The organism is Falseniella ignava CCUG 37419, from assembly GCF_000301055.1.
Taxonomy (GTDB): domain Bacteria; phylum Bacillota; class Bacilli; order Lactobacillales; family Aerococcaceae; genus Falseniella; species Falseniella ignava.
This window is the reverse complement of sequence record NZ_JH932301.1, coordinates 421212-434251: the sequence shown is the minus strand read 5'-3', so window position 1 is coordinate 434251 and position 13040 is coordinate 421212. Positions and strand designations below refer to the sequence as shown.

Annotated in this window: 12 protein-coding genes and 2 pseudogenes; 1 reads left to right on the top strand and 13 read right to left on the bottom strand. The window is 35.1% G+C overall.

What is annotated here, in order from left to right; translation table 11 throughout:
- Window positions 1–142: 142 nt before the first annotated feature.
- The 7 genes from HMPREF9707_RS06235 to HMPREF9707_RS08990 all read right to left on the bottom strand — a co-directional run bounded on the left by HMPREF9707_RS06235 (window position 143) and on the right by HMPREF9707_RS08990 (window position 7336).
- The gene (locus HMPREF9707_RS06235; RefSeq protein ID WP_006701856.1) at window positions 143–1090 is read right to left on the bottom strand and encodes a hypothetical protein; all 948 of its coding nucleotides are present in this window, start codon (window positions 1088–1090) and stop codon (window positions 143–145) included.
- Window position 1091: 1 nt separating this feature from the next.
- Window positions 1092–1931, bottom strand: coding sequence for a hypothetical protein (locus HMPREF9707_RS06230; protein WP_006701855.1), 840 nt, complete (start codon window positions 1929–1931; stop codon window positions 1092–1094).
- Window positions 1932–2233: 302 nt separating this feature from the next.
- Window positions 2234–3643: an aldehyde dehydrogenase family protein gene (locus tag HMPREF9707_RS06225; protein ID WP_006701854.1), complete on the bottom strand. Its 1410-nt coding sequence runs from the start codon at window positions 3641–3643 to the stop codon at window positions 2234–2236.
- Between the two features lie 220 nt (window positions 3644–3863).
- The gene (locus tag HMPREF9707_RS06220; RefSeq protein ID WP_006701853.1) at window positions 3864–4715 is read right to left on the bottom strand and encodes a VOC family protein; all 852 of its coding nucleotides are present in this window, start codon (window positions 4713–4715) and stop codon (window positions 3864–3866) included.
- A 177-nt stretch (window positions 4716–4892) separates the two neighbouring features.
- Window positions 4893–5936 (bottom strand): Fic family protein, encoded by a 1044-nt coding sequence (locus HMPREF9707_RS06215; RefSeq protein WP_006701852.1) that lies wholly within the window; start codon window positions 5934–5936, stop codon window positions 4893–4895.
- Window positions 5937–6186: 250 nt separating this feature from the next.
- A complete protein-coding gene (locus HMPREF9707_RS06210; RefSeq protein ID WP_006701851.1) occupies window positions 6187–6936 on the bottom strand; it encodes a nucleoside phosphorylase in 750 nt (249 codons plus the stop codon).
- A 244-nt stretch (window positions 6937–7180) separates the two neighbouring features.
- A complete protein-coding gene (locus tag HMPREF9707_RS08990; RefSeq protein ID WP_006701850.1) occupies window positions 7181–7336 on the bottom strand; it encodes a hypothetical protein in 156 nt (51 codons plus the stop codon).
- Between the two features lie 325 nt (window positions 7337–7661).
- Here HMPREF9707_RS08990 and HMPREF9707_RS06205 point away from each other — a divergent pair, with 325 nt between their 5' ends.
- A complete protein-coding gene (locus HMPREF9707_RS06205; RefSeq protein WP_006701849.1) occupies window positions 7662–8078 on the top strand; it encodes a helix-turn-helix domain-containing protein in 417 nt (138 codons plus the stop codon).
- A gap of 59 nt (window positions 8079–8137) precedes the next feature.
- Here HMPREF9707_RS06205 and HMPREF9707_RS06200 read toward each other — a convergent pair whose 3' ends face one another.
- The 6 genes and pseudogenes from HMPREF9707_RS06200 to HMPREF9707_RS06180 form a co-directional block, all read right to left on the bottom strand.
- Window positions 8138–8356 carry a hypothetical protein gene (locus HMPREF9707_RS06200; protein ID WP_006701848.1) on the bottom strand — a complete coding sequence of 73 codons (219 nt, stop codon included), beginning with the start codon at window positions 8354–8356 and terminating at the stop codon, window positions 8138–8140.
- A gap of 120 nt (window positions 8357–8476) precedes the next feature.
- Window positions 8477–8611: a LuxR C-terminal-related transcriptional regulator gene (locus HMPREF9707_RS08790; protein ID WP_083857187.1), complete on the bottom strand. Its 135-nt coding sequence runs from the start codon at window positions 8609–8611 to the stop codon at window positions 8477–8479.
- A 398-nt stretch (window positions 8612–9009) separates the two neighbouring features.
- Window positions 9010–9459, bottom strand: a complete 450-nt coding sequence (locus tag HMPREF9707_RS06195) for a GNAT family N-acetyltransferase (RefSeq protein ID WP_006701847.1) — start codon at window positions 9457–9459, stop codon at window positions 9010–9012.
- A gap of 499 nt (window positions 9460–9958) precedes the next feature.
- Window positions 9959–10758: pseudogene (locus HMPREF9707_RS06190) on the bottom strand (virulence RhuM family protein).
- A gap of 186 nt (window positions 10759–10944) precedes the next feature.
- A pseudogene (locus HMPREF9707_RS06185) lies at window positions 10945–11933 on the bottom strand (virulence RhuM family protein).
- A gap of 420 nt (window positions 11934–12353) precedes the next feature.
- On the bottom strand, window positions 12354–12848 hold the full coding sequence (locus HMPREF9707_RS06180) for a hypothetical protein (RefSeq protein WP_006701842.1): 495 nt from the start codon (window positions 12846–12848) through the stop codon (window positions 12354–12356).
- Window positions 12849–13040 lie beyond the last annotated feature (192 nt).

Genomic DNA, 13040 nt, shown 5'->3' with positions numbered 1-13040 from the left:
CCTCTAAATTATCCCACTCCGTTTTAAATTCCAGATTAGTTAGTTCTTCATTTAATAATTCTCTTAATGTTTTCCCCATAATACAAACCTTCTCTTTCTGTAAAATAGGAAATCAATCTAATTAACTCTACTATGATCACTCCTATTGAGAAGGCTTGACCATAAAGATATCCGTATCTCTCGGGAGGTAGATAACCTCAGCTTCGCCTTTTTTTAATTCGTGTAAATCTGTCAGAGGAATGATTTGTTTAAACTTTTTACTTATCAAGTCTCCCTGGTCATTTAAAAAATGGACATCGAAACGCACTTGAGGTTGTTCATTAATATACTTTCCTGTCTGAGAATAGTTAATAATTTCACCTTGCGTTGTTTTACCATATAATAATAGTTCGCCAAAATCTTTATCAGAACGAACCGAGGTAAGTTGGTAGAATTTGCTAATAATATCTTGGCTGCCAAATGTTTTTAACAAGAAATTTATAATAGATATTCCGAAAATGGGTGCCCAAAACCATGACGAGAATGGATTTAGAAAACGCCAACCGTAACCATCACTCTGAAAATAATAGGAAGCAAGGAATAAGCCAACCATATAGAGAATATTAAAAATCAGCCAAACCCAGATCCAAGGTCGAGGTGATGTCGCGTATTCTCCTTTTCCAACGGCAAATGGCGGTTCAAAACCACTTTGATTTAATTTTATAGTAATTTCTTTTCCAGGCTCGAACCTTTTTTCATGTTCCTTAGTGTCAACAAGATGCAGATAGGTCTTGACTTGACTCCCCGCTAAATTCGTAAAGGTAAGTAATATTTTTTTGGAAGGATCATCTTCTATCAATCCATCATGCTCCCAAGCTAAGATTTCAGCTTGGACTGCCTTTCCGTTTTGTTGAATCTTTTTATGTTGCTTCGCCTTTTTTTTAGGTATCGTGATAAACTTTGAAATCATGTAAGTTTGTACTAACCAAAGAATTACACCAATAACTAAGAGCGCTGTAGCAACAATAGGCGTTGTCCGAACAACTGGTACGGCAAGAAAAAATATAGGGAAAATATACATGAAAAACACGAATAAAAATATGAACGCCATATTATTTCCTCTCTTTCTCGATTAGATTACCCTTTGCATCAAATGTTAAATTATAGTCTTCTCTAACGCCCTTCACTTCAGCTTTAAAAACTAAATCTTCACCCTGCCAATGTGTACTAATCATGTTAATTCCGAGTTCATTATTCATTATATTGAACTCTCTGTAATCTCCTATTTCTTTCAAGATTTCAGTGCCGACTTCCATAATCTTGTTAAAATTCTCAAAATCAATATCTGATAACAATATTGCTCCTGCCCTAGGATCAACATCCGCACTCAATTTTTCCGGAATGATATGCCATGAGCCAATTCCTGAATTATAATAATACAGATCTACATATTTAAGGATGTCAGGATTCACGATATAAATATAGATACTGCTATCATAAAGTCTAAATCGAGCTTCATAAATATAGAAATCTCTCGTACCTACCAGTTCAAATAACTCTTCCATCACTTCATCACGTTTATCAGGATTTAATATGAAGTTATTTTCGTCAAATTTTTCAACAATTTCAATGACTTCTTCTTCGGATAAATACCGTTGAATTTCATTCTCCAAAAGATAACTCTTAAAATAGGAATCGAGTTCACTCGAAAATTCAAAGTCAATTTTGTCTTCTGCATCGCTAATGATGTCTAATAAAAAAACGGGGTCATTACTTTCATCAAAAAAGAAATCCTTAACTTTGTCTAAAAAATTTTTGTCTTCTTTTTCCTCTACATTTAGCTTTTGGGGCTGCGTAGCGAATGTTTCTTCTACTGCTTTTTCAATAGTCTGACAAGAAGTCATCATCGTCGTGAGTCCAATCATTATTCCAACCAATAATTTTCTTTTCATTTTTTCGCTCCTTGTTTTTTTACATTTTACACAAGTCCAGACCATACACGATTATTTTGTTAAGAAATAAAATTTCCCGATTCTTCCAATCCATTTAAATGTCCTAATTCATCAACCTATTTGGCTTCATTTTAACATCTCCAAGCGGATTTAGAAATTTTTTGAACTATGTATGTGTTGAATCGAAATACTTCCATATCAAGGTTGTCAATTATATGAAAAGAAAAAAAGAACTAAGCTGCAAAATGCAACTTAGCTCCTTATAAGTGTTCATTGACCTGATCTAACAAACCGTCTATTTTCTACGCTTTCACATTAATGGTCTTGGTTTCTAAGTATTCTTCTAGACCTTCGATGCCACCTTCTCTACCGTAGCCACTCATCTTATAGCCACCAAAAGGTGTCCCTGTTTCGCCAGGTCCATCATTTACTGTGATCGTTCCGGTGCGAATCAACTTCGCCACTTCAAGAGCGTCATCTTGATTGCCAAATACAGCACCAGCTAAGCCATACTCTGTATCATTCGCAACTTCGATTGCTTCTTCCTTATCTTTCACATAGATGACACAAAGTACCGGTCCAAATATTTCATCTCTCGCGATGATTGCATCATTCTTCACATCATTAAAGACAATTGGATTGACATAGTAGCCTTTTTCTGGGAAGTCATAATCACCCTCGACTAATACATCAGCAATTTCTCTGCCCTTTTCAATATAAGCTGTGACCTTATCGTATTGTTTTTTAGAGGCTAACGGTCCAGCGATGCTGTTTGAGTCATTTGGGTCTCCAACTTTAAATTCGGGGAATTGTTTTTTGACTTCTGCTTCAAATTCTTCACGCACGGATTCTAAAACGATGGCACGCGACCAAGCTGAACAAGTTTGTCCGGTATTTCGGATGACGATACCTAACAGTTGTTTGACGCCAAGTTCTAGATTTTCCTTGTCTAAGAAGATCGCAGGCGACTTACCACCTAACTCGAGTGTTGTTCTCTTAACCGCTTCTTGGGCAAGTTTTGCAACTTCACTTCCGCCTTTCGTCGATCCAGTAAAGGAGATGACGTCAATATGTTTACTTGTGGCAATTGCATTACCTACTTCACCGCCGGCTCCTGTTATGAGGTTTAAGACTCCTTTTGGAAGGCCTGCTTTTTCAAAACCATCGACGACGTAATAGGCCACAAGCGGTGTTTGCTGGCTTGGCTTCAATACAATCGTATTACCCGCTAAAATCGCAAAGACAACTTTTTGAATAATTTGTCCAAGTGGATAATTCCAAGGCGTTAAACATCCTACAACCCCTGCTGGTTCTTTAACGATCAGGGCTCCACCATCTCTTCTTGAGAACTCGTAATCTTTTGCGATGTTGATATATTTTTCAACCCGGTTTATTTGAAATTGTACGTGGGTCTTTTTAGAAAACGCAATGGGTGATCCTAATTCCTTCGTAATTAATTCAGCAATGTCATCAAGATTTTCTTTTAGATAGGCTGCGAATTTTTCCATTATTTCAATGCGCTCATCAAGGCTAGTTAAACTAAACGTTTTAAACGCTTCTTTCGCAGCTAGAGCAGCTTTCTCAACATCTTCTGCATTTCCTCGAGGAACTCTTCCGATAATTTCATTTGTGGCTGGGTTTTCTACTTCGATAAATTCCCCAGAAGTAGAATCTACATACTCACCATTGATATATAATTTTTCGAATTTCATAATACCTCCATCTCGTTGCTTATCAACATTCAACTTCTTTCGGCGCTCAATTGAAATATTGTCGCATACCTCCTTTTGTTTTTCGTGATTACTCCTAATATATACTAACTAATATTTTACAAGGGTTTTCATTCAATGTCTAATAACTCGATTTAAGATGAAAAAGCCCCTTTTCAGGGGCGACTTCAAACTGCATCATTCTTTATAAACTGTATCCTAATCAGCTTTCCTTTAAAATAATTTTAATTTGTGAAGGGTCATACGTATAATAAGCACCATTTTCTTCATGGATGGTTGCTCCGATTCTCTTTAATTGTGCTATTTTCTCATTTCTCACTTCTTCACTTGGAAAAAGAATGGTATAAGCGTTAATGCCTGTTTCTGATTTTTCAGCATGTCGCGCAGATCGACTTGCCCATGTATTAAGTGCAATATGATGATGGTAATCATGATCTGAAATAAATAACGCTGAATCCCCATGACGATTGACCACGGAAAATCCAAGCCCATCAATATAGAACTTTTCATTTTCTTCGAGATCATTTACTTGTAAATGAATATGTCCCATGACGGTATTTTCTGGTAACCCTTGCCATGCATCCGTTGTTTTCTCTTGCAATAAATCTTCGATATCAACCGCGACGGTCGTCATTGCAACTTCCCCATCTTGCCATTCCCACTCATCTGAATTACGATCTGCATAAATTTCGATTCCATTTCCATCCGGATCCGCTAAATATATTGCCTCACTCACTAAATGGTCGCCCGTAGCAAAGCGAATTCCGTCTTGTATAAAGTGTCCAACGACTTGTGCTAAGTCTGCACGTGTTGGCAGTAATAAGGCAAAATGATATAACCCGGTCGTTTGGCCTTTTTTAGATTGAATACCTTCGGGTTCAATAATCGTTAGTAAAGTGTCTTTCCCATTCGTTGTAAATGATGCTTGCGATACTGACTGATCTTTAATCGTTAACCCAATAACCTCTTCATAAAAACGAATCGATTCACTCAAATTACTTACTTTCAACTGGACTTCACCAACATAGGTTGCGGGTTTCTGATGAAATATCACTTTTTATTCCTCTCTTTCCTATCGGATGTTCGTCATTCTTTCTAATTAACTGTATGATTGTATTGGATGAACATCAAACAATTTGCTTGGGGCAATTATTAAATTTAAAATACCTATTTTGCCACCTTCTGAAATTAGGTATAAGAAAAGCACCTACTTTTGTAGATGCTAATAATCTTAAGCTCTAATATATTTCGTCGCTCTTCCACTGCCAACTTGTTTGATTAATCCTCCATCTTTTAGTTCTTTTAATGCTCTCTCAATGGTTCTCTTTGAAATATCCGGACAAAGTATAACAATATCTGATTTGGATAGCGCTTCTAAGGAATTTTCAAATACCTTCATCACTCTTTCTGCGGATGTCAGTGATTTCTCTCCGATGATCTTAAATCTTTCATCACATTCACTATATGCTTTATAAATGATTGATAACATAAATTTTATAAATGGTAACTCGTCGTTATATCCTGAGTGCCAATTTTCACTTGAAGCTTGTAACTCTTCATAATACAAATCTTTCGTATCTTCGATAATCATTTCTAAAGAAATATATTTTCCTACAAAAAAACCATTTTGATAAAGAAGTAGTAGTGTTAGCAACCTAGACATTCTCCCATTCCCATCAGAAAAGGGGTGAATACATAAAAAATCATGAACTACAACTGGAATTAGTAACAATGGTGGTATGTTTAAACTGATAGCTTCATCGTAAGCACTGATCATTTTATCAATATAATATTCTGTTTCAAACGCTGATACAGGCTGAAATCTTATTCTTTTCTCTCCAAGTTCGTTAGTTTCAACGATACTATTATCCATCCTCTTAAATTTCCCTTTATGACTTTCCCCTGAGTAAGAATATAATCTGTTGTGTAAGGTCAAAATATTATTTTTTGTAAGTTTAATGTTCTCATAGTTTTCATGAATGATATCGAGTACTTCTCTATACCCATAGATTTCTTCTTCATTTCTATTTCTGGGCTGACTTTTTTTATTCATCAATTCTTCTAATCGACTATCATTGGTAGAAATTCCTTCAATTGCATTTGATGATTTTGTTGATTGAATTTTAGCGACTTCTACCATTTTTTCCAGTACATCCGGGAAATTAGCTACATACAGTTCTTGTTTTCCCTTATACTCATATATTTTTGATATTAGATCATACATCGTTGCTGGAATATTTAAACTAAGTAATTTTGAATAATTAAATTCCCTCATGAACTATCACCACCCTTCTCGCCATTATACCACATTTGGCGTATATAAAACAATATCGGCGAGATAAAACTCGCCATTTAGATGAATTTGGCTATGAGTAATCAAAAATGGCGAGATTAACATACTATCAATCTTCTATCACCATAAACATACTCACTTGTATTGAGTGAGTCTTTTGCAAAGAGTATAGAACTAGCTAAGTTTTATTGAAATATAAAGATTCCAAATCTATTCTCTTTAATTATCTATCCTATATTTCTTTTAATAATTTTAAAGCCAGGTACAACTTTCCAAGATCATGGTTGGCACTATGGAGTCCCTCAACTTCATAAGATCTCTCATTTAAAACATCTCCTGCTTCAAGGAAGTTGTACAGTTCTAGTCCGTAAAAATCACAGGCTGCCTGTACACCAGCCAGCTCCATTTCGACGGCAATACAACCCTCCGACTTTCTCTTTGAGACAAGCCCACGAGTCTCACGAAGCATCACATCTGTCGTCCAGACCTTTCCCTTAGTATAGGGTGCTTTTTCTTTGATAAAAAATTCTTCAAGCTCATTATGGTTTTTGATATCCAGGTAATCTGAAGGAGCAGCATAATAATAAGACGCCCCTTCTCCTCGATAAGCCTCTGTAGGTATAATATACTTGCCAAAAGTCTGTTCCTTATCGAGACTACCACAAGATCCAAACATAATAAATTTGTTAGCACCTGTAAGCCAATTAACTTCGACACAATCTGTTGATGCAAGGGCTGAACCCATCATCGTAAGATAAAAGGCAAATTCTTGACCTTCAAAGGTGCTCTTGTATACTGCCCTCGATCCATTTACAGACTCTATATTGCCAATTTCTTGGCATTCAAAGTTATCAAGTAAATATTCTAACAGGCTTTTCGAAAATATTATCAAGCATTTATCTACGATGTTTTTCTTTTCTCCATAAAAGTCTTTTAGACTTATAACTGGCTCTGTATCTTTATCATAACTATCTATTATCATAGTTCCTCCTATAAATTTCTATCATTTTCAACATAGCCTACTTAGCTCGTATTAAATGCCTCACATTCATTTTTTAATTATTCTTACTAGCACTTCTAGACCCATGTTTTATGATCCATTCTGTAGCTTTACTCATTGACTCATTCAAAAAATCATTTAAGCTGTTAGTACACTTTTCTGAATATATTTATCTTCATCTATTCTTCTCCATATTTATCAAAAACCTCATCGGTTCGCTTTTTAACTACCTAACATCATCTCTTGTTGGGTTCCATCCCTCAATCATATTAGATGAAATAGTGTATACGGCAGCACGATATTTCTTATCAGAATTAAATTTTACACCCATAATACTTTTCTGACTTTCATCAACAGAAATTAATTTGGAATCAATCTCCATAATATCTCCTCGCTTTTTTCAATTTAATTGTACAATGAATTGCTATTCTATTCAGCTCTGCAAACTGATTTTATTCTATAGAAAATTTTTTGCTTACGATGAATTGCAATAATTATTGAAATTCATCGTTTTAAAGAGTAAAAATGTATATACTTTACTTCAATAGGTCTAGGTGGATCTCATCTATTTGATTCTGAGTATTTTAAATTATCATTATTCATTTTATTATTTAATACATGTGAATTCTCTTCACATCAAGCTTTGTGAAAGAGAAGAACACAATATAATTTGTTAATCTTGTAAGATAAAATCATGGAGGGGAAAAATGTTTGCATCAAAAATTAAAGAGCTTAGAAAAAATCAGAATTTAACACAGCAGGACTTAGCTGATATTTTAAAAGTTTCAAGGAGTTCTATTTCGAAATGGGAAACTAAAGCATCTTACCCAGATATAACAACCTTGGTTCAAATTTCTGATCACTTTTCAGTTTCTCTTGACTATCTATTGAAAGGAGATGTAGAAATGACAGGTCAATTGGACAAGGAAGTAAATAGGGGCCGTTTTATCTTAAAATGGTATATTGAGCTACCTTTATTTATCATCTCATTTTTTGGAATAACTTTAATTCTCAACAATTTGTTAGGGATAAAATTCAATATAGTCACTGAGTTGATTACAGCCATCGTATTTTACTGTGTATACAAATATTTAGATAGGAAGCAAAAAGATAAACTAAAATAATTAATAGAGTGACCTCGATTATTTGTCGAATCATCTTACTCACAACCTTTTTCTAATATTTATGGACGCTTATAGGCCTTCTGAACCTTAGCAATATCTTCTAAATTTATCCACTCTTCAGTAAAGCCACATGTTGCACATACATAGCGATTCACCCGGACAGCAGATAGTGTGGTCAATCCTATCATAATATTATTACCCACACCATAGGCGACAGAACCTGGAACATAAATCAAATCGGATTCCCCGCATTTTGGACATTTACCTGTATTTTTCATAGTTGATCCCCCCTTTAATAATTACATCACTGGATTAATATAGCCCAATTCCATGGCCTTATTATAGGCTTCGATTAAGTTACTGGCATCCAACTTACTATAAATATTCGTTAAATGATTCTATAAAGTTCGTTCGCTAATATACAATTCTTTGGCTAGCTCTTTCATGCTTTGACTCTGGACGAGCTTTTGCAATAATTCAATCTCTCGAGGTGTTAGACGATCAAGAATTTTCTTTGGTCGCGATGTACTCATTCCAAGTTTAGCTGCTTTAAGTCGTTTAACTAATTCATCAATTTCAACGGATTTATTGATAAAATCCTTAACACCTAGTTCATAATCTGCATACTCTTTTTAAAGCTGATAGTTTTAAAAAACTTTCACCTCAATTCGTCGTATCATTTCTCTAGCTCCATTTCGCGCATTAGATCCGTACGTCACTACGTTTCTGCGGCTAAAGCATTCGACAGCTATCTCACAGGTCTACGTAATTGTTCGCTGTTTCGTTTCATTCACTGTAAGTAATATACCGTCTCAACATGTAATTTCTAGCTTATTGGTCATAAGAAACTAAGCCTAAAAAAATTACTATATCAACAATTTGAAGTAGTCACACTATTTTTCAATTCCAATCAAATAAAAATTATGCTATTTTATCTCTCTAGTCTTTTAGTCATTATGATTTCATTCCACTCTTCTTGCTTTCCAGTCTCAATATATCCTTCAGATTCTAATAGATGCTTCATAGCCACATTATTCATCACATAATCCGATACAATTTTTTCGTATCCCTCAAGGCTACGTACATAATCTTCAATGCTTCTTAGAGCTTTTCTTCCATATCCTTTGGACTGGAATTGATCTCCTATAACAATTCTCCAAATATAAACGGTCTTTTCTTCGATTTCAGTAATTAGAGACAAAAATCCGACAACCTTGCCCTCTTCTTCTAAAGCGAATAAGAGCACAGTATCATCATCTCGGTAGTAATAACTCTCCGCTAAGGAAAACTGTGGATCTCTTACAAAAGTTTCTTGATTATTCTTAAGTCTCAAGGCCATTACATCATAAATATTTTTCTCTGTAATTTGAGCTAATTTCATTTATTCCTCCCAATTAGAATAATTAATAAATAAGTTCTATTTTCACTACACTATAATAAATGATTAATTAATAAGCTCTATGAAATGATTTCATCTTTAATATTATCCGTAAAATTTTTGTTGCATAATCAAGCATTAAATCGACTAATCTGGAATCGAATTCCGATTTGGTCGGGAATTTTATGGCTGAAGTTCATTCGTTTCTTTTTATAATGCTAAAACTCTCTCATGCAATAAACGCCAAGAAACCTCGTTCTTATATGATTTTTAACTTAGTTTTTTATCAATATTACACACTCAGCAGTTCGCTGTCACGAATCATTTCCTCACTTCTCATAAGTAATGCCACTGCCTCCACATGTATCAACCTTAAGCTATGGATTGATTTGGTTATGGTGGATAGGTGGTTTTGTTTGAAGATCCATTTGCTGTCAACCTTCGCTTCAACCACTATTGATTTAAAAAACTACATATTCTAAAACAACCGAAAATAATCCCATTAATCCTTCCTTTTATTTTCCAATTCCAATAAATATTTATCAAAATCTAACACAAATAGTTGGTTCTGAATCACACGATATTTTTCAAATTCTGTTTCAGCATGAATTTTAGCGATTTCAGCTGATACTTTCCCTGCATCTTGTAAAATGCCGTATTCGAACATTTCAATAAAACTGTTAAGTCTTTTCTCCCAGTCTTGCATGGTAAGTGGGATATGCCTTAATGTCATAGTCTCAGCAAAATCCAAGTACGCCGTTACCATACGATTTAGTTGTTTTATTTCACTTTGACTTAAGTAGTTTTTGGCAATCGTTACATCACTTTTCTTAATCTTTCCGTCAGGCGCATCCGACCAAGTCCGTTAATTCATATGCTTTCTGGAGTGATTTGCTCTTTCTACAATCAATTCAGCTGCTGTGTGCCCATGAACTGCGTAATGCATTTTTTTTGAACGGAAGCGTAAAATCGTCGTGTTGTCGCGGAATTTCTGTCGTAATCAATGGCTGTAGCATACAAATCAGTTACTTTTTGATAAAACTTTCTTTCGCTTGCGCGAATTTCTCGAATACGTTCTAACTGCTCATCGAAATATTTATCTATCAGAAAGGTGCCGCGTTTCAGTCGTTCATCATCCATGACTCACCCTCTGATCGTATAATCCTTTGTAATTTGATTCACCCATTTACGAAATTGGACTGCGCGTTCTGAATTAACCTTGAAACCTACAGCAATTATCATTTGAAGATTATAGTGCAAGGTGTTACGAGCTACCTGACGAGAGCCTTCTGTTTGAACTATCCGGAATTTCCGGATAGTTGATTCTTAAGGATGCTCTGCTCCTATCGTCGCAGACCGACTTCGCGTCTAAACTTAGTCTTCGCTTGCGCTCGACTTCGTTAAGACAGCGCATGTCTCCATATATGTCGAGTATAGGAGTTGGATTGTTCTTGGTATGGTGGATAGGGAGTATGGTTGGCGAGATTATTATTTACCTTCATTCTTGACCTCTTGCTCCAGTGCTTTAATTGTCTGCAAATAATCCTCTTCCACTGACGACAAAGTATTCTTTTGATACTCACGATACTCTTTCTTCGCTTTATCCATGGCCTGTTGGTGACTGATCTTGCCTGCGGATTGCAGGACAGGTCGGCCAGTCACACTGAGGACACGATCCAAATGGTCAACGTAATCACTCATATGCATGGGATTATGTTGTATAGCTTGAACCTCAGCAAAATCAAAGTACCCAGAAACTAAGTTGTTCAAAATTTTTAATTCATCTTCCTTTAAGTAGTTCTTAGCCACTTGAATATCTTTCAGAGTCGGAATGGCACCTGCAAAGGTAGTCAGTCCCATAAAAGGTTGGTTTGCATCCGCTCTTTGATAAATCACTTCAGCTGCTGTATGCCCATGAGCTGCATCTTGAAGAAAGCGATAGATTCTTGGTTCTTGAGATCATAATCAACACTCGTTGCATATAAATCTAGGACTTGTCGGTACATGACTTTTTCTGATGAGCGAATATCGCGGATACGATCCAATAATTCTTTCCAATAATTGCCACCTGCTTGACCTTTAAGTCGTTCATCATCTAGGGCGAATCCTTTAATGATGTATTCTTTTAGACGGTCAGTGGCCCAACGACGAAAGTGCGTAGCGACTTTAGATTGGATGCGGTAGCCAAGGGAGATAATCATATCCAGATTATAATGTTTAATGTTACGAGCAACATCTCGACTTCCTTCTCGACGAACTATTCGGAATTCCCGAACAGTTGAACTTTCTTCAAGTTCTCCTTCATCGAAGATGTTTTTTATATGTTCATTAACATTAGCTTTACTAGACTGAAATAATTCTACGAGTTGTGCTTGTGTCAACCAAACGGTTTCATCTTCAAGTTTAACGTCTAATTTACTAGTTCCATCTTCACTTTGGTAGATGATGATTTCCCCGTTGCTATCCGAATTCGTCACTCATATTCGCCTCCTTATTATGCAATTTCAAACGAATTGTTCATATTTATTAATGATTTAAACCAAGTTAAATCAATAATCTCATTTAATTTCGCGCTATTCACTCACGATGACTACTTTCTAGATCGTTAGGTCAAAAAGCGATTTTCAATCCTTTAAAATATCTTTTTCTAAAGGATATATATTTAAAAAGGACTTATAATACCAATAATTTAAATTAAATAACATTTCTATTTTAGTTAAATATTCTTTTTTAATCACTTATCTAACCCCTTCCCATTGCTACACAAGATGGTTTTTTACCACTGCTATCTTTTTATTTCTATTTAATTCCCTTATAACTTGCTATATATATATTAACTTAAAAGTAAAAGCTCCACTTAAGGTTAGGAAAAATACTTGTCTAACATTAACTCTTAACTATATATGCTTTTTCAAAAAATCAATTTTCTTAAAATCTTTGTTGTTATTATTGTCATTTCTATAAGAATCCTTTGAAGATGCTTGATAGATTTTTAAAAACTGCCTTAGGTTGGGGAGACGAAACGTTATACCATCTACTTGAATAAGGTCTAGGTCTGATACTCTTATTCCAGCAAAGTCGTATAGGGAATCAATGGTGCCATACTCTACACTAAGGCCATTTTTTTGAAATTCATGTTCATGAAGGTCTATTAATTCATAGCCTAGGTCTTCCATGACTTTGGATATTGTACCCCAATTATAAATTCTAAGCTGGTCAGGAGCCTCCCATCCTCTTGGATCACCTGGAACATGAATGTCTATATCTGATGGTTCCCAAGAAGTTTTTGAGATAAACTCTAAACCCAAGGACCCCATTAAAGTTGGCACAATTCCAACATTGTTTAAATGTACACATATTATTTTAAATTCATTAAATAGGTCTTTTTTCATTGGTCCTCCATGATAATGTACTACTTTGGCATTTATTGCTTCTGTTTCATATTATTATGCTAAAAATCTAAACACTCCTTGTCATCAATACTACCGTCTCAACATGTGTTGGGGGTAAGGGATAGATTGATTTTAGTATGTTGGAAGTGTGGTTTGGATGGTAATTAGATTACATGCTCAGATGCCAAAATT